We start from the raw sequence: 16154 nt of genomic DNA, 5'->3' as shown, positions 1-16154 counted from the left end.
CGAGCGGAACGGCCCGTCCCGGCGGACGACGGCGATGCCTACCGCCGCCGCGTCCGCTTCCCCGTCCCCGTCCCCGTCCACCCTCACACCCGCGCCCCGCGCGTCCTCCGCGTCCCCGTCGTCCACGCCCGGACGGCGTCGCGGGGGCCGGGTCTCGCGCCTCCTGGGCAGCTCCGCCGTCCAGGGCCTCCTGGTCCTGGTCGCCCTCGTATGGATCACACCGCTGGCGGGCCTGCTCCTGTCGTCGCTGCGCTCGGAGCAGGACAACGCCACGGACGGCTGGTGGACCGCACTCGCCGATCCCTCCCAGCTGTCCCTGGACAACTACAGTGCCCTGCTGAAGGACTCCGGAATCGGGGCTGCCTTCTGGAACACCGTGCTGATCTCCGTGCCGACCACGGCCCTGGTGGTGGTCATCGCGGCACTCGCCGGATACGCCTTCGCCTGGCTGGAGTTCCCCGGCCGGGACGGCATCTTCCTTGTGGTCGTCGGGCTTCTGGTGGTACCCGTGCAGATCGGGCTGCTGCCCGTGGCGAAACTCTTCGGTGCGGTGGGCCTGTTCGGGACCGTCTCGGGTGTCGTCCTCTTCCACGTCGCCTACGGACTGCCGTTCGCCATCTTCCTCCTGCGCAACTACTTCGCCGAGATCCCGCGCGAAATGCTGGAGGCCGCCCGGATGGACGGCGGCAGCGAGTGGCGGATCTTCTCCCGGCTGGTGCTGCCGCTCGGGCGTCCGGCCATCGCGAGCCTGGCCATCTTCCAGTTCCTTTGGGTCTGGAACGACATGCTCGTGGCACTGCTCTTCGCGGACACCGGCTCACAGCCGCTCACAGTCGCGCTGCAGTCCCAGATGCGGCAGTTCGGCAGCAACATCGGCGTGCTCGCACCGGGGGCGTTCCTGTCGCTGGTGGTCCCGCTGGTCGTCTTCTTCGCCTTCCAACGGCACTTCGTCCAGGGTGTCATGGCGGGCTCGGTGAAGTAGCACCGGCCGGACCAGGCCCGTACACCGCCTCCGCATGGGTACCCGTACCCATGCGGAGGCGTCCGCGCGCCCCTCAGGATGCGATCAGCGGCGGACGGCGGGCGGCCCACGGCCGGGCCTCCTCCAACTGCGCCGCCACCCGCAGGACGGACACCTCGTCATCGCGGCGGCCCACCAACTGCACGGCGAGCGGCAGGCCGTCCGCGCCGTGGCCCGCGGGCACAGAGGCCGCCGGGTTTCCGGTAACGTTCCACAGCGCGGTGTAGGCGACCATCGGGCGCGAGCGTGCCAGCGTCGTCAGTAGCCCGGCACCCTCCAGCGCGCCCACCGGGCGAGGGCGGGCGGCGACGACCGGGGTCAGGAGCAGGTCCATGGAGATGAACATCCGGTCGGCACGCGCCGCCAGCCGCTCTCCCGCCCGTATCCCGCGTTCCACCGCGGATTCGGGGACGAGCCGGGCGAGCGCGAGGGTGCTCCGGGTACGCGGCTCAAGCAGTTCGGGGCGTTCGACGGCGGCGGCCTCCGCACGCACCCCGCCGCAGAACTGCGCCGCGAACGGGACCGTCGCGTCCGGATAGCGGGGGTTCACCTCCCGTACGTCATGGCCGATTTCACGCAGTGCGCGTACGGTCTCCAGCAGCGCTCCGACGTGCTCGGGGTGCGGGCGCACCCCCGGTACCGCGGGCCTTGCGCAGTAGCCGATGCGCAGTCGGCCGGGCGGGGTCTCCAGGGCCCGCCGCCAGCCGGTGGTGACGGGGCGGGCGCTCCAGCGGTCGGCGGGGGTGGTGCCGGCGAGGACGTCGTAGAGCAGGGCGGCGTCGCGGACGGTACGGGTCAGCGGTCCCACCGTGCCGAGGGCGTACCAGAGGTGGGCGTTCGGGGCGGTGGAGACGCGACCACGCTGTGGCTTGAGGCCGAACAGGCCACAGCAGGCGGCCGGGATGCGGAGGGACCCGCCGCCGTCCCCGCCGAGCGCAGCGCCGACCATTCCGGCCGCCACGGCCGCGGCGCTGCCGCCGCTGGAGCCGCCGGGCGTGCGGGTGGTGTCCCAGGGATTGTGGGCGGTTCCGTGGGTGTCGGACTCGGTGAAGGGCCACTGGCCGAATTCGGGCATGGTCGTCTTACCGATGACGACGGCCCCGGCGGCGCGCAGGCGGCGCACGGCCTCCGCATCGGCGGTGGCGGGGGTGTGGTTGGCCGCACCGCCGAAGGTGGTGACCTGCCCGGCGACGTCGAACTCGTCCTTGATGGCGACGGGCACGCCGTGCAGCGGACCCCGTGCCGGATCCGGTGCGGCCTGCGTTTCGGTGTGCGTGTGCGCGTCCCGAGCGTCGGCCTCGGCCAGGGCTTCCTCGGCGAGTACGACGCGGAAGGCCCCGAGGGAGGGGTCGAACCGGTCGATGCGGCGCAGGGCGGCCTCGACGAGGGCCCGGGAGGTGACCTTGCCGTGGCGCACCAGCTCGGCCTGTCGCTCGATTCCCTGGAACATCAGCTCCGCGTCGTCCCTGTCCATGCCCACTCCTTCGCCCCCTACCTACCGGTAACTCCAGGCAAGGCTTTCGTCCCGCCGCCACCGAGTCAAGCCACCGTTTCGGACGGCGAAGCGGACGTCCCGGGCCGCAGCCCCATCGCCGGATCGGCGTGAGCGTTGACGGGGTGGTGGAGCGGGACGGCGTGCTGGACTTCCTCCGGGGTCGGCTCGGTGACGTGCTGCCGGACGACGATGCGGAAGGACAGCATCGGCAGCTCTTCGCGCAGGCCCGACACCCCTCCGTCCACACGCCACCGCCCCCCTCGGGGGCGGTGGCGTCCCCCGCGGTCCGCCGATTCAGGTGAGCGCGGCGATCACCTCTCGCGCCGCGCGTTCGCCCTCGGTGGCACCGCCCTCCATGAAGCCCTGGAAGTCGTAGCTGCAGTGCTCGCCGGAGAGGTGGACGTTGCCCTGCGCGGTGCCCTCGTACTTCGCGTACCGGTGCAGGTATCCAGTCGGCCAGTACGAGTACGCGCCCAGCGAGTACGGGTTGCGGTGCCAGGCGGAGAGCTGCGCTCGCCCCGTCCACACGGCCTTGGTCTGCGGGAAGAACGCGTCGATCCCGGTGAGCATGCGGTCGGCGAGCCGTCGCACGTACGGGTCGGACTCGGTGGCGAAGGGTGTGGCGGGTGTCAGGGCGCGCGCCAGGGTCCCGCCGCCGTACTGGAGCAGGATGCCGCCGGTGCCGGGCTGGAGCTTGGTGGTGTCCCAGGTCTGCTGGACCTCCGAGTCGGTGAAGCAGTCGCCCGCCGACACCCCGGGCCAGGGGCCGGTGCCTCTCCACGGGCGGGCGGTGAACTGCATGTTGAGCTTGGTGCAGACACCCATCCGGGCGTCGCGCAGCAGGTTTCTCATGAGGGGGTCGAAACCGGCCGCCGAGGTGTCGACGCCCTGGAGTACCGGCAGCGGCAGGCACAGGACGGTGTGATCGGCCACGACCGTACGGGTGGCGCCGGAGTCATCGAAGGTGAGGGTCTGGGTGCCGTCGGCACCGGCGCGCACCGCGACCAGCCGGCGGCCCATGACGATCGAACCGACGGGCAGGGCCGCGGCGATGGCGTTCGGCAGCTGGTCGTTGCCGCCGACGATGTGGTAGCGCTCGTTGGACAGGCCCCAGACGTTGAAGTTCCCGGGGTTGGGCTGGTAGCCCATCAGCAGGACCAGGGCGAGGGCGGACTGCTCGGTGGTGTCGGCCCCGTACTCGACGTTGTAGGCCACGTCGATGAAGCGGCCGAGCGGGGAGTCGTGCCCGCCGGGGACCCGGCTCTCGATCCACGCGTAGAGGGTCATGTTGTCCAGGGCCGTGCCGACGGGGGTGGTGGAGTTCCAGGACACCTCGCCGGAGTCCTGGAGGTCGCGACGCAGCTGCTGGTACACGGCCTTGAAGTCCTTGTCGGCCTGGGTGCGGGAGTAGTAGGAGCCGTTGAACCACAGGACCTCCTCAGCCCCGTTGGGGCCGCCGCCGAGGAAGTCCTCGGTCGGGAGGTCGAAGCGGCGGCAGAGCTCCAGCATCTTCTTGTGGCTGGTGTCTATCAGTTCGCCGCCCACCTCGGAGGTCTGCCCGTACGCCCAGTGGTCGCGCTGCGTCCACATCCGGCCGCCGACGCGGTCGGGGTTGGCTTCGTAGACGGTGCACGGGATACCCGCGTCCTGGAGGGTGAGGGCGGCGGTCAGGCCGGCGATGCCCGCACCGACCACTGCGACGCGTGCCGGTCGGGGCCTTCTGCCGTCGGGGGCGGGGGTGGCGGCGCGAGCCGGGGTGGTAGCCCAGGCTGGGGTGGCAGCGCACGCCACGGCGGTGCCGAGGCCGAGGGCGGCCGCCCGCCGCATCAGGTCCCGGCGGCCGAGGCCGCGTACGTCAGCGACGGGCAGGCGCAGCCGGTGGGCGGCGGCGTGTTCGGCGGTGAGCCGTCGAAGTGCGTGCATGAGGGGCGTACGGGCCATGACGGGGACTCCTTCGCGAGGTGGGCGACTGCGGGCCGGGCGCGCGTGGATCACGCCTGGGCGGATCAGGTGTTCGCGTGGTGCGGGGACGGGCCGGAGGCCGTTCCGCCGGTACCGGGGGCGGTGTCGTCGTCGGTACGCTCCGCGGCGTCCTCCAGAACGATGCGGCCGATGACCTCGTAGCGCTCGGGCGCCTTGGCCTTGAGCCACAGGCCGAGACCCAGTCCGCCGAAGAAGACGGCGCCGACGATCCAGGGGATCAGCTTGAAGAAGACGGAATCGGCGGCGGTTCCGGCCGCGGTCTCCATGTTGACGACGAGCAGGGCCACGACGACGGTCATCGCGATCCCGCCGAGCAGGGGCGCGGTGAAGGTCCTGAACCAGTGCCGGTCCTCGGGGTGGTTGCGGCGGAAGTAGCCGATGACGGCGAAGGAACACAGGGTCTGGACGATCAGGATCGCCATGGTGCCCAGGATCGCCAGCAGCGTGTACAGGTGCAGGTACGGGTCCTGGCCGGTGAGCCAGAAACCTGCCACCAGGGTCACGGCGATGACGGTCTGGACGAGGGAGGCGACGTGCGGGGAGCCGTGGCGCGCGTGGGTCCGGCCGAGCGCCGGGTGCAGGAAGCGCTCGCGGCCGATGGCGTACAGGTAGCGGGCGGCGCACTGGTGGAAGGCCATTCCGCAGGCGAACGAGCCGGTGAGCAGCAGCCACTGGAAGGCGTCCACGGCCCATGCGCCGATGAAGTGCCGGGTGGGGGCGAGGAAGAGGTCGAGGGGGTTGGCGGAGGTGGACAGTTCCACGGATCCGGTCAGGCCGTTGCCTGCGACGGTCATCCAGGAGACGTAGATGTAGAAGAGGCCGACTCCGACGACGGAGATGAGCGTCGCCTTGGGAATGACCCGCTTGGGGTTGCGGGACTCCTCGCCGTACATGGCGGTGGACTCGAAGCCCACCCAGGACCAGAAGGCGAAGAAGAGGCCCAGGCCGGCGGAGGTGCCGGTGAAGGCGTTCCGGGGGTCGACCGGCTCTAGGGGGATCCCGTCGGGGCCGCCGCCGGCGACCAGTACGGCGGTGGCGACGGCGAACAGGACCGCGATCTCGGCGACCAGCATCACGCCGAGTGCCTTGGCGGTCAGGGTGATGTCGAAGTGGGCGAGACCGGCGGTGACCGCGAGCATCCCGGCCGCGTACAGCACCCAGGGGAGGTCGATCCCGAGCTGGTCGTGGACCGTGGTGCGGGCGAAGTAGGAGAAGACGCCGACGATCGAGGCCTCGAAGACGACGTACGCGAGGACGGCGAGCATGCCGGACGCCATGCCGGCGATGCGGCCGAGTCCGTGGGAGATGTACCCGTAGAAGGCGCCCGCGGCGGTGATGCGCTTGGCCATGGCCACGTAGCCGACCGCGAACACGGTGAGGACGGCGGTGGCGAAGAGGTACCCCGCGGGGGCGCCGGTTCCGTTGCCGAAGCCGACCGCGATGGGGAGGTTGCCGGTCATGGCGGTGATGGGGGCGGCGGTGGCGACGGCCATGAAGACGACGCCGACCAGGCCGACGGAGTTGGCCTTGAGGCGCTGGACCTCGCCCGCGGGGCGGGCCGCCCGGGTGGATCGGGGGGTGCCGGTGGAACCGTTGGACATGTCGTCCTCTTCCGCTCGTGCTGGGTGTCCCGACGTGAGGCGGGCCACTCTGGCGGTACGTGACGCGGCCCACAATCGACATGCGGTCCGGTAATCGCCGTGCAGGGACGACAAGTTGTTGGGGCGTCAGATATGGCTGGTGCGCCTTCGGGCGGCGTTTCGGCGGCGTTCGCGGCGGCCGGCCCGGGGGCGGCCGGGCAGGCGGGGACCGATCGGATCTTGTCAGGGTCTGTTCAAGCCGGGTGGTGATGGGCGAGGATCACGGCCGCCCCACCCGTTTCCTTCCCCACCACGCCTTCCCACCCCCGGAGGATGTCCATGACCCGCCGCACACCCCGCGGCATGCTCGCCGCGGCCACCGCCACCGTGGCGCTCTTCTCGCTCGCCGGCCCAGCCGCCGCGCAGCCCTCGACCCCGCCGGCCGGCTCCACCGCGCCGCAGGGCCGGATCTTCATGGTCAACCCCGTCCAGTCCACGGGCGACCAGACGCTCACCGACGGCAAGGACGCCGATTCCGCCGTCCCCGCCGCCGCGTACGCCCTGGCAGCGCTGCGCAACCTGGACGGCGACGGCGGGCTGCACGGCCGCTGGGCCTCCGTGCGCTCGGACACCGGTCCCTCGGCCAAAACCGGCGAGGCCGCCGGGTACAGCCGCCACGACGACCGTTTCGAGCAGGTCATGGCCTACTTCTGGGTCAACGAGGCGCAGGAGTACCTCCAGTCCCTGGGCTTCGGCACCGAGCTGCGGGGCGCCAACGACCGGGTGCAGCACGTTCGCATCAACCAGTGGGGCGCCGACAACTCCTTCTTCACCGACAAGAAGGACGAGATCCGCTTCGGCAAGGGCGGGGTCGACGACGCCGAGGACGCCGAGGTGATCGTCCACGAGTACGGACACGCGGTGCACGAGGCCCAGGTGCCCGGCTTCGGCACCTCGCCCGAGGCCGGCGCGATCGGCGAGGCCTTCGGCGACTACCTGGCCGTCACGGTCGGGGAGCACGCCGTCGCGCGGTACGGATGGACCCGCCGGACCGAGGTGGGCTGCGTCGCCGACTGGGACGCGACCAGCTACAGCGCCGCCCCGCACTGCCTGCGGAGGATCGACGGTTCGAAGGTCTACGCGGACCGCGTCGGCGAGGTCCACGCGGACGGCGAGATCTGGTCCCGGGCCCTGTTAGACATCCGTGGTGCGCTCGGGGCCCGGACGGCCGACCGGATCATCGTGAACGCCCAGTTCGGGTTCGCCCCCGACACCAGCTTCGCGGACGCGGCGCGGACGACGGTGGCGACCGCTGAGCGGATGTACGGCGCCGCGGCCGCGCAGCAGGTCCGCGCGGCCTTCGCGGCCCGAGAGATCCCCGGCGTCTGAGGGGGGGCCGGTCCGGCGTCGTCCGCTCGACGGCGCCGGGCCCGCGGGCGACGTCCGGCGGGAGGGGGCCACGCGGCGCCCGACCGACCCTTACGACATCCCCGGGCCTGACGAGCAACGCGCCGCGCCGCGCCGCCTGATCGTTCACCGGAACAGGATGTCCAAGGCGCCCGCGAGCCACCTCGGCGGCAGCCTCCACCTTCACGCCTCGACGACCTGACGCAAGGCCCCTGTGCAGGCCGCCTTTTCATCGCAACCGAACGGGCTCGCTAGCGGGTGAGGGTGGCCGCGTGGTCGGGGACGGGGCGCTGGAGATCCTTGGGCGGACGTACGTACCCCGTCGACGGGGGCCGCGGTGGGAGGGCGAGCGACGGCAGGGCCACGTCCTCGTACGGGACCGAGGAGAGCAGGTGGGCGATCATGTTGAGTCTCGCGCTGCGCTTGTCGTCGCTTTCGACCACGTACCAGGGACAGTCCTCGGTGTCCGTGTGGACGAGCATCTCGTCCTTGGCCCGCGAGTACGCCTCCCAGCGGGTGAGGGACTCCAGGTCCATCGGGGAGAGCTTCCAGCGGCGCAGCGGATCCTCCGTGCGGCGGCGGAAGCGCTCCTCCTGGACGGCGTCGCTGACGGAGAACCAGTACTTGCGGAGCAGGACCCCGTCCTCCACCAGCATGCGTTCGAAGACGGGGCACTGGCGCAGGAAGCGCTGGTGCTCCGCGGGGGTACAGAAGCCCATCACGTGTTCCACGCCGGCACGGTTGTACCAGCTGCGGTCGAAGAGCACGATCTCGCCGGCGGCCGGCAGGTGTTCCACGTAGCGCTGGAAGTACCACTGGCCGCGCTCGCGTTCCGTGGGCTTGGGCAGGGCCGCGATGCGGGCCACGCGCGGGTTGAGGTGCTCGGAGACCCGCTTGATCGTTCCTCCCTTGCCCGCGGCGTCGCGCCCCTCGAAGATCACGACGAGTCGGGCGCCCTCCGTACGCACCCATTCCTGGAGCTTGGCCAGCTCCGTCTGCAGCCGCAACAGCTCCTGCTCGTAGACCGCCTTCTTGAGACCCATGGCGCTCGCCTCCCCGTCGTGATCGGGTGTGTCCTGTGTCGTACGCCGATCATGTCAGCCACGGCGGCCGGTGACCCGGAACAAGTGCCGTGCGGCCTCCGGGGTAACGCCGGACGACGGGTTGCCCGAGGCCACGCCGGCGGGACGCGGGCTGCTGTCGGGGAGGTCCGCGGACCACCGCACGCGGCGCACCGGCGGGGACGAGCGTGCGCACGGTCAGACCTCCTGCGGGAGTGGGGTGTCGGGTGCTGGTCCGACGCTTTCCATGGTTCCGGCTCGTCCCGGTCCGGGCCTCCCGCTGCCGGGGGGACCGTCTCCCCCGGATGGGGGAATCGGCGGTGGCGCTAGGGTGAGGCCATGCCCGCCATGATCGACCCGTCGCAGCGGACCCTGCGACTGGAACCCGTCACTGCCGACAACTTCGACGCGGTGTGCGCCGTGCACGTGCGCCCCGACCAGGCACACCTGGTCTCCCCCGTGGTCAAGTCGCTCGCCGAGGCCTACGTCCACCCCGCCGCCGCCTGGCCGCGGGCCGTCGTCGACGGCGACGACGTCGTAGGCTTCGTGATGGCCTTCCACGACATCGTCTGGAATCCGGCGGTCGACCCGGACGACCGGCGCAGCGGCATCTGGCGTTTGAACATCGACGCCGGCCGTCAGGGCAAGGGCTACGGCCGTTTCGCCGTCCGTGCCGTCATCGAGGAGATCCGGCGCCGCGGCACCCACCGGACGGCGCACGTCAGCTGGCACGGCGGCTCCGGCAGCCCCGAACCCTTCTACCTCGGCCTTGGCTTCGTCCCCACCGGCGAGCTCATCGGTGAGGAGCGCGTCGGCGTCCTCACCCTGGACCCGGCCGCCGCGCCTGCGGCCGGCTGAGGACCACCGTGCCCCCTGACCCCGGCGCCGGGCCGGCGTCGGGCCCCGAGGCGTGCGCGCGATAGGCCTGCGGGCTCGTCCCCCGGACCCGTTTGAAGGCCGCGGACAGGGCGAAGGCGCTGCCGTACCCGACCCTGCGGGCCACCTTCTCGACCGTGGCCTCCGGCTCCCGCAGCATGTCTGCCGCCAACGCGAGCCGCCAGCCCGTCAGATAGCCGACCGGCGGCTCCCCCATCACCTCTTTGAACCGGCGTGCCAGCGACGCCCGCGACACCCCCACCCGCACGGCCAGTTCCTCCACGGTCCACCCGTGGGCCGGGCTGTCGTGCAGCAGCCGCAGGGCCGGGCCGACCACCGGATCGCTCTGGGCCCGGAACCAGGCGGGCGCACTCGAGTCCGCGGCCGAGGGCCACGCTCGTAGGACCCCGATCAGCAGCAGGTCCAGCAGCCGGTCCAGCACCACCTCCTGGCCCGGCGCCTCGCTGGAGATCTCGGAGGCGAGCAGGTCGATCAGCGTCGTGTCCGCCGCTCCCGCCGGCCTGACCAGGAGTGTGGGCAGAGCGTCCAGCAGCCGGCGGCCGATCTCACTCGGTGCCTGATAGGTACCGCTGAGCATCACCGCCGAACCAGCGTCCTCGCGGGCCGCTCCCCATGTCCGTACGCCCAGTGCCATGGACTCCGTGACGTCCTCGCCCTCCGGCGTGCTGCACCGCTGGTCCGGCCCCACCGTCACCGTCACCGCAGTGTCCGGGGCGTCGGCCACCGTGTACGGGTCGGGCCCGCGCACCACCGCCACGTCGCCCGGGGCGATCAACACCGGCTCGCCCCCGTCGGGCAGCATCCACGCCGACCCGCGCACCATCGTCGCCACGGAGAGCGGGGCACGGTCCTCGATCCGCATGGCCCACGGCGGGTTCAGGACGGATTTGAGGAGGAAGGCACCCCGGGCCTGCGGGCCTGCGAGCAGGCCGGTCAGCATGTCCATGTGCACATCTTCTCCGCCCCACCGCTCCGGGGTGACGTGCGGTCGGGCCGGTCGGGTCGCATCAGGCGGAGGGGACGTCCCAGACGCCGGTGGCCGCCGCCTCGCGGGCGAAGTCCGCGAAGTCCCTGGGCCTGCGGCCCAGGACCTCTTCCACCCCGTGGACCAGGTGCGCGTTGCGCCCGTCCAGGATCAGGGTGAACAACTCGGCGAAGTCCTCCGGGAGGCCGTGCTCGCGCAACTCCGCCCGGTAGGCCTCGTCGGAGACCGGAACGTAGACGATCTCACGGCCAGTGGCCTTCGACAGTTCGGCGGCGACATCCGCGAAGCTCATGAGCCGCGGACCCGACAGCTCGTACGTCCGGCCGATGTGGCGGGCGTCGGTCAGTGCGGCCACCACCACGTCGGCGATGTCCCCGGTGTCGACGAACGCCTCCGCCCCGTCCGCGGTCGGCAGGGCGATCACGCCGGCCAGCACCGGGTCCAGGAAGAAGCTCTCGTCGAAGTTCTGGTTGAACCAACTCGCCCGCACAATGGTCCAGTCGGCCCCGGACTCCTTCAGCCGCTCCTCGCTGCGCTGCGCGGCCTCCTCGCCCCGCCCGGACAGCAGCACGAGACGGCGTGCTCCTGCGGCGACCGCCACCTCGGCGAAGGCGCCCACCTGCTCGACGGCGCCGGGGAAGGCCAGGTCGGGGTAGTACGTCACGTACACCCGATCGACGCCTTCCAGCGCCGGAATCCAGGTCGCCGGCTCGTTCCAGTCGAAAGCCGGTTCCCCGCCGCGGGAACCGACCCGCACGGGCCGCCCCTGGGCCGTGAGCTTCTCGGCGACCTTGCGGCCGGTCTTGCCGGTTCCCCCGATGACGAGGGTGATGGCCTGGCCGGTGGTCTGCGTGTCGTGCTTCGTCGTCTTCGTCGTCTTCGTCATGACCTCAGTCAAGACGAGCCGCACGAGACGCGACATAGCCGAAACGCTCATCCGCATACGCGAGCGTCTACGCGGGGAGGAGGGAGGAGGGTGTCGATCGGTGACCGCACCGGAAGCCTCCGCCATCCCGGCGCGGTGGCCGGCGGGCCGCCCTCCGAAGCCACGTGCGGCGCGGACACGGGTGGACAGTGGTGGGCACCCGACGGCGCCGCCGGGGCTGGAAAGCGGACACGGCTCGGAGCGACGCTGCATCACGGGGCGAGGCAGCGCAGCGACGCGTTCGACCGGCCCCCGCACCCGCACCCGCACCCGCACCCCGAAGGAGTCCCCTCATGGCATCCCGCCCGTTCCGCGCCGTCAGCACGCTGACCGCTGCCGTCGCGCTGTGCGCAGCCACCTCGACCACCGCACATGCCGCGCAGGACACCGGCCGGTGTACGCCGAAGGTCGTCACGGCCTGGGCCGACGCCTGGAACGGCACCGACCCCAGGGCCCTCGGTGCCCTGTTCACCGCCGACGGCACCTACACCGACGAAGCCGTGGGCATCACCTTCCGCGGCCGCAAGGAGATCTCCGGGTGGAAGGCCCGCGCGGACTCCCTCATCGACGGCGTCCACGTCACCGTCCGCACCGCCCGCCTGGACGGGCACCGTGTGACCGTCCAGGCCGTCTACTCCGGCCATCTCAAGGGTGCTCCCAAGCCGTTCGCCGTACCGATGACCACCGTCCTCGACCTCGGCAGGAACCACCGCCGGATCGCTTCCGACCAGGACCACTACAGTCTGGCCGCCGTGCTCAGCCAGTCCGGCCTACCCGCAGACTGGACTCCGTCCGCCAACTGACCCGCGCCAGGCCGGTACCCTGCCGGATACCGGCCTGAACGCGCCGGACGAGCCCTGCGGGGCGATGCACAGGCCTTCCCCCTTCCACTTCGTGTTGCAGGGGATCACGGCGCAGGTCTCGCCGACCACCAACACCGCCCCGTCGTCGTGCAGATGCTCCACACGTAGGCCCGCGCGTCGTCGCGGACCCGGTCGGCGTCCCACTCCGCCCGCCCGAGCAGGTGCTGCATGCCGTCCGGGGTCCTGCCCCGGCCCACTCGGCAATGGTCCAGCAGTTCTTGCGCGGCAGGTCCGACGGCAGGCCGAGTACCGACGCCCTTGCTCGGCGGCGGATCGACCCGCGTGGGCCGTTCCGCCATCCGGCTCATCAGGCCCTCGAACGCCTGCTGCGAACAGGGCAGTTCCGCTGTGACCTGCGGGCACCGCGTGATCGTGAGTCTTCACACACCGGTGATCAAGGGTGGCCGCACCCGTCTCCACAGCGCGTCAGGGTCGCGCAGCGTCTGTCTCCCGTCCGGTGTCTGGAGGCTTGTGCAACATGGCGAAGTCTGGTGGGTCTGGTTCGACGAGCGGAGGTTGGTCGTGCTGCTGTCGGGAGACGACGCCTCCGGGATCCGGGTGAGAGGTCGTTTTCGTCCGATGTTTCATCCCGAGATGAGCTGTTTGGTGGGCTTCTTCGAGTCGCGCCAGGAGATGGTGTTCTCGCCGGTCAGGCGGCGGGCCATGAGGTCGGTCATGGCGAGGTGGATGACGGCTTCAGAGCGCGTGGGCAGGGTTTCGTAGTCGCGGGCCAGGCGTCGGTGGAGCATGAGCCAGCCGTAGGTTCGCTCGACCGCCCAGCGCTTCGGGATGGGAGTGAAACCCCTGGTCCCAGGCTTGCGGGCGGTGATCTCCATGTCGATTTTGAGGGTGGCCGCGTGCTCGACGAGGTGCTGGCGGTAACCGCCGTCAACCCACACCCTGCGGATCGCAGGGTGTTCGGCGGCGACCTGGTCCAGGAGCCGGGTGCCGGCTACGGAGTCCTGCACGCTCGCCGCGGTGACCAGCGCGGCGAGGATCAGGCCGAGCGTGTCCGTGACAATGCTTCGCTTCCTGCCGACGATCTTCTTGCCGGCGTCGATGCCCTGGCTGCGGGCGGGGACGCTGGTGGACGTCTTGACGCTCTGCGCGTCGATCACGCAGGCCGTCGGCTCCGCGTCCCGCCCTTCCTTCTCTCGCAGAAGCTGCCGGAGCAGGCCGTTGAGCTGGGCGAACACACCCTCGTCCGCCCATTTGGCGAAGTAGCCGTAGACCGTGTTCCCCCCTGGGAGACGGTTTACGGGTTCTTCTGGCGCTGGAACCGGGCCGGTGTGATTACATCGATCCGTGACCAGCTGAGGCGGAGGGTCCGTACGAACCTCGGACGCTGCCCCAACCCGGTCACCCTGATCATCGACTCCCAGTCCGTGAAAGCCGCCGAGACGGTCTCGAAGACCACCCGCGGCTACGACGCCGGAAAGAAGATCAACTGGCGCAAGAGACACATCGCGGTCGACACCAAGGGCATGCCCGTCATGATCATGGTGACCCCAGCAGACGTGACCGATCGCGACGCCGCCCGCGAGATGCTCTTCCGCCTTCGCCTCACCCACCCCGAGATCACCCAGGTCTGGGCCGACTCTGCCTACGCTGGCCAGCTCGTCGACTGGGCCCGCAGCTTCCTCGGCATCACCCTCCACACCGTCTCCCGACCCAAGGGCGCGAAGGGCTTCGTCGTCCTGCCGCGGCGCTGGCGTGTCGAACGCACCATCGGCTGGATCATGAAGGCCCGCCGCAACGTCCGCGACTACGAGCGACTGCCTCAACACGGTGAAGCCCATATCAACTGGACACTCATCACCCTCATGACCAGGCGACTTACCCGCAAGGGCCCCCGTACCGACAGCTGGGCAAGGAAACCTGCGGCGAGCTCGGCCGAGGCCCCGGCTCAGTCCGCCGCCGGTGCCGACGCCAGCTGACGTTCAGCCTTCTCAAGCCACGCCAGATACCAGCGCGTGAAGGTCATCGGTGCGCCGGTCTCATCGAGGAGCGGTTTCAGGTCCTCGTCATCGGCCCTGTTGTCGGACCAGATCCGCCCACGCTCGGGGCCGCTGATGATCAGCCACTCGCGGGCGGCGCAGCCCAGCGTTGAGATCACGATCGCGCCGATCGTGCGGTCCGCCGACCACATCAGGGGTTCCCAGCGCTCTTCCCAGGCCTCAATGGCGTCATCGAAGTCCTCGATCTCCTCGAAGTCCTCCTCCTCCGGATGCTCGGACAGCAGCAGCTGGACAGCTTCGGGATCGGCGCCTTCACGCGGGAATGGCTCGGCCAGTCGGGACAGGTCAGCCAGCTCGGCTCCGTCTCCCTCCCACCGCCAGCGACCCTGAATGAGTCGAACCGGATACACCCCATATGAGGGCCCGGCGCCACCGGCGCCGACATGGAGGAGGAAGCCGCGGTAGTCCCCGGGCAGCGACACACCCGTCTGACCTTCGAGATCGGCCAGCTCTGCCGGAGTCAAGGGGTCCTCAAGGAAGAACTTGTGCCCTACCGCGCCGAAGACGCGGTCACCACCTGGCGCGGCGCTGAGGGCCTGCACCCGCTCGCACACCCCCACCCATATCGAGTCATCCATACGCCGAGCCTATGCGCGACGAGCCTGGCCGACCGGGGCGGGGTTGGACTACGAAGAACTGCAGGTCAGCCATCAAAAACAGGCACTGATGCAGCTCGTCGCTCTGGCAGGCGTCGACCTTGACGGTCTGGGCATCGAAGTGACGGTGGGCGCCGGTGAAGGAGTGCCGTTCGAAGGCGTGCTACGGCTCGCGTTCCCGCGTCCAGGCTTCATGCCTTGCACGTGGCTGACCACCGTGTCACGGGACGACCTGATAGAGCGGGCGGCCGTTCTGTCCTCCGCAAAGCTCAGCGCGACAAGGGACGCCCTCCGTCTCGCTGAGCTCGGGTAAAGGACGAGGAAGCCCGGGCCCGCGACGGCTGGGCGGTCTCGGCCAGGTGATCGACATCGGCCGACGGTCGCCTCGGCGCCCCTTCCGGCAGAGGTGTTTGCGAAGGGGACCGTGAGCGCGCCCGGGTCGACGGGCCTGCATCAACGGGACGAAGCGTTGCCGCTTCGCTATGCGCCGGACGACAGCCGCCCCGCGGCCTGTTCCCATGGCTGAGGCTCGACCACGTCGTCCCCGTCGACGGCGTCCTCCTCGAACCAGCCCCTCCCCGCGAGCCATGCCTCCAGCCACGCTCCGAGGCTGGCGGAGTCGAGGAACCAACACTCATCCCACGATCCGCCGCTGTACGGGTTCGGCTCGAAGAGCAGGACCTGCCCGTCCTCACTGAGACAGTCAACCCCTGCATACATGCCACAGCCCCAGGTCAGGATCGGTACGACGCCTTCGGGCCACTCCGGGTGCTCCACTCCAACCGACGCCTCACGTCGTGTCAGGTATTCACCAACGACGCTGGAGCCCGGACCAAGCAGTGGCAGCAGTCGGTAGTCAGGGCCGAAGCCCCCGTCAGCAACCTCGCGATACAGGCGCGCAAGGAGTGGATGCAGCGTGAAGCCCAGTTGCCTGTCGGCTTCCGCGATCTGGGCATTGTCGACGGGGGCGGGAAGGTCCTTGCTGTCCGATGCGGCCCGGGTGGCAACACGTTCCACAAGGTCATCGATATCGGTCATGGCCGTGATGCTGCCAGAGCCCACTGACATGTCGGCGCCCAGGGCGAGCCGGGCCCGCCGGCACGGCAGTCACCGAACATCACACCCCTACCGCCATAGACGCAAGAATTGTTGAATGCTGCCACATTGGCTGGGATTATTCGCTCAATTTGGTGACTTGTGCACTGATGTTTCATCATCATGACTGCACGTCAGCTTTGGGCGTGCGTCGAGGAGGCGGGGGCGCCGGGGGGTCCCCCGTTCATACCGGTAGATGCGGCACGCGAGTTCCTGTACTCGCCGTGC

Annotated in this window: 14 protein-coding genes and 3 pseudogenes; 6 read left to right on the top strand and 11 right to left on the bottom strand. The window is 70.6% G+C overall.

Annotated elements, in window-relative coordinates:
- Positions 1-34 precede the first annotated feature (34 nt).
- Positions 35-982 (top strand): carbohydrate ABC transporter permease, encoded by a 948-nt coding sequence (locus ACFW2G_RS10650; RefSeq protein ID WP_384453407.1) that lies wholly within the window; start codon positions 35-37, stop codon positions 980-982.
- A 73-nt stretch (positions 983-1055) separates the two neighbouring features.
- Here the strand turns inward: ACFW2G_RS10650 and ACFW2G_RS10645 are convergent, their stop codons facing one another.
- The 4 genes from ACFW2G_RS10645 to ACFW2G_RS10630 form a co-directional block, all read right to left on the bottom strand.
- Positions 1056-2495: an amidase gene (locus tag ACFW2G_RS10645; RefSeq protein WP_384581807.1), complete on the bottom strand. Its 1440-nt coding sequence runs from the start codon at positions 2493-2495 to the stop codon at positions 1056-1058.
- A gap of 65 nt (positions 2496-2560) precedes the next feature.
- Positions 2561-2761 (bottom strand): hypothetical protein, encoded by a 201-nt coding sequence (locus ACFW2G_RS10640; RefSeq protein WP_384453343.1) that lies wholly within the window; start codon positions 2759-2761, stop codon positions 2561-2563.
- 49 nt (positions 2762-2810) lie between these two features.
- On the bottom strand, positions 2811-4457 hold the full coding sequence (locus ACFW2G_RS10635; protein WP_384453340.1) for an FAD-dependent oxidoreductase: 1647 nt from the start codon (positions 4455-4457) through the stop codon (positions 2811-2813).
- Between the two features lie 65 nt (positions 4458-4522).
- Positions 4523-6100, bottom strand: a complete 1578-nt coding sequence (locus ACFW2G_RS10630; RefSeq protein WP_384453338.1) for an APC family permease — start codon at positions 6098-6100, stop codon at positions 4523-4525.
- A gap of 318 nt (positions 6101-6418) precedes the next feature.
- Here ACFW2G_RS10630 and ACFW2G_RS10625 point away from each other — a divergent pair, with 318 nt between their 5' ends.
- Positions 6419-7468, top strand: coding sequence for a M4 family metallopeptidase (locus tag ACFW2G_RS10625; protein WP_384581805.1), 1050 nt, complete (start codon positions 6419-6421; stop codon positions 7466-7468).
- 269 nt (positions 7469-7737) lie between these two features.
- Here the strand turns inward: ACFW2G_RS10625 and ppk2 are convergent, their stop codons facing one another.
- Complete coding sequence (gene ppk2, locus ACFW2G_RS10620) at positions 7738-8529, bottom strand: polyphosphate kinase 2 (protein ID WP_037922467.1); 792 nt, start codon at positions 8527-8529, stop codon at positions 7738-7740.
- 366 nt (positions 8530-8895) lie between these two features.
- Here ppk2 and ACFW2G_RS10615 point away from each other — a divergent pair, with 366 nt between their 5' ends.
- A complete protein-coding gene (locus ACFW2G_RS10615) occupies positions 8896-9405 on the top strand; it encodes a GNAT family N-acetyltransferase (protein ID WP_384453403.1) in 510 nt (169 codons plus the stop codon).
- On the opposite strand, the gene ACFW2G_RS10610 is transcribed toward ACFW2G_RS10615, so the two are convergent.
- The gene (locus ACFW2G_RS10610) at positions 9368-10390 is read right to left on the bottom strand and encodes an AraC family transcriptional regulator (RefSeq protein ID WP_037922465.1); all 1023 of its coding nucleotides are present in this window, start codon (positions 10388-10390) and stop codon (positions 9368-9370) included. The genes ACFW2G_RS10615 and ACFW2G_RS10610 overlap by 38 nt on opposite strands.
- Before the next feature lie 61 nt (positions 10391-10451).
- Positions 10452-11315 (bottom strand): NAD(P)H-binding protein, encoded by an 864-nt coding sequence (locus tag ACFW2G_RS10605; RefSeq protein ID WP_384453331.1) that lies wholly within the window; start codon positions 11313-11315, stop codon positions 10452-10454.
- Positions 11316-11647: 332 nt separating this feature from the next.
- Here ACFW2G_RS10605 and ACFW2G_RS10600 point away from each other — a divergent pair, with 332 nt between their 5' ends.
- Positions 11648-12157 carry a nuclear transport factor 2 family protein gene (locus tag ACFW2G_RS10600; RefSeq protein WP_384453328.1) on the top strand — a complete coding sequence of 170 codons (510 nt, stop codon included), beginning with the start codon at positions 11648-11650 and terminating at the stop codon, positions 12155-12157.
- 114 nt (positions 12158-12271) lie between these two features.
- Here ACFW2G_RS10600 and ACFW2G_RS10595 read toward each other — a convergent pair.
- Positions 12272-12525: pseudogene (locus tag ACFW2G_RS10595) on the bottom strand (transposase); the annotation flags it as partial.
- A 276-nt stretch (positions 12526-12801) separates the two neighbouring features.
- A pseudogene (locus tag ACFW2G_RS10590) lies at positions 12802-13464 on the bottom strand (IS5 family transposase); the annotation flags it as partial.
- Between ACFW2G_RS10590 and ACFW2G_RS10585 the strand changes: the two are divergent.
- Positions 13456-14136 (top strand): annotated as a pseudogene (locus tag ACFW2G_RS10585) (IS5 family transposase); the annotation flags it as partial. The pseudogenes ACFW2G_RS10590 and ACFW2G_RS10585 sit on opposite strands and share 9 nt — an antisense overlap.
- Here ACFW2G_RS10585 and ACFW2G_RS10580 read toward each other — a convergent pair.
- Entirely contained in the window at positions 14124-14813 is a 690-nt protein-coding gene (locus ACFW2G_RS10580; RefSeq protein WP_384581803.1) for an SMI1/KNR4 family protein, read from the bottom strand. The pseudogene ACFW2G_RS10585 and the gene ACFW2G_RS10580 overlap by 13 nt on opposite strands.
- Positions 14814-14901: 88 nt before the next feature.
- Between ACFW2G_RS10580 and ACFW2G_RS10575 the strand changes: the two genes are divergently transcribed.
- Positions 14902-15144, top strand: a complete 243-nt coding sequence (locus tag ACFW2G_RS10575; protein WP_384581856.1) for a hypothetical protein — start codon at positions 14902-14904, stop codon at positions 15142-15144.
- 167 nt (positions 15145-15311) lie between these two features.
- Here ACFW2G_RS10575 and ACFW2G_RS10570 read toward each other — a convergent pair whose 3' ends face one another.
- Positions 15312-15869: an SMI1/KNR4 family protein gene (locus ACFW2G_RS10570; protein WP_384581801.1), complete on the bottom strand. Its 558-nt coding sequence runs from the start codon at positions 15867-15869 to the stop codon at positions 15312-15314.
- Positions 15870-16154 lie beyond the last annotated feature (285 nt).

Source organism: Streptomyces sp. NPDC058880 (assembly GCF_042742535.1).
In the GTDB taxonomy this organism is placed as follows: Bacteria; Actinomycetota; Actinomycetes; order Streptomycetales; family Streptomycetaceae; genus Streptomyces.
Note: the sequence above shows the minus strand (reverse complement) of the source record. Positions and strands in the feature narration are given on the sequence as shown.

Coding starts and splice junctions, on each gene's coding strand:
- ACFW2G_RS10570 (WP_384581801.1), bottom strand. CDS start 15,869: ATGACCGATATCGATGACCTTGTGGAACGTGTTGCCACCCGGGCCGCA.
- ACFW2G_RS10600 (WP_384453328.1), top strand. CDS start 11,648: ATGGCATCCCGCCCGTTCCGCGCCGTCAGCACGCTGACCGCTGCCGTC.
- ppk2 (WP_037922467.1), bottom strand. CDS start 8,529: ATGGGTCTCAAGAAGGCGGTCTACGAGCAGGAGCTGTTGCGGCTGCAG.
- ACFW2G_RS10625 (WP_384581805.1), top strand. CDS start 6,419: ATGACCCGCCGCACACCCCGCGGCATGCTCGCCGCGGCCACCGCCACC.
- ACFW2G_RS10650 (WP_384453407.1), top strand. CDS start 35: ATGCCTACCGCCGCCGCGTCCGCTTCCCCGTCCCCGTCCCCGTCCACC.
- ACFW2G_RS10630 (WP_384453338.1), bottom strand. CDS start 6,100: ATGTCCAACGGTTCCACCGGCACCCCCCGATCCACCCGGGCGGCCCGC.
- ACFW2G_RS10575 (WP_384581856.1), top strand. CDS start 14,902: ATGCAGCTCGTCGCTCTGGCAGGCGTCGACCTTGACGGTCTGGGCATC.
- ACFW2G_RS10615 (WP_384453403.1), top strand. CDS start 8,896: ATGATCGACCCGTCGCAGCGGACCCTGCGACTGGAACCCGTCACTGCC.
- ACFW2G_RS10605 (WP_384453331.1), bottom strand. CDS start 11,315: ATGACGAAGACGACGAAGACGACGAAGCACGACACGCAGACCACCGGC.
- ACFW2G_RS10645 (WP_384581807.1), bottom strand. CDS start 2,495: ATGGACAGGGACGACGCGGAGCTGATGTTCCAGGGAATCGAGCGACAG.
- ACFW2G_RS10635 (WP_384453340.1), bottom strand. CDS start 4,457: ATGGCCCGTACGCCCCTCATGCACGCACTTCGACGGCTCACCGCCGAA.
- ACFW2G_RS10610 (WP_037922465.1), bottom strand. CDS start 10,390: ATGGACATGCTGACCGGCCTGCTCGCAGGCCCGCAGGCCCGGGGTGCC.
- ACFW2G_RS10580 (WP_384581803.1), bottom strand. CDS start 14,813: ATGGATGACTCGATATGGGTGGGGGTGTGCGAGCGGGTGCAGGCCCTC.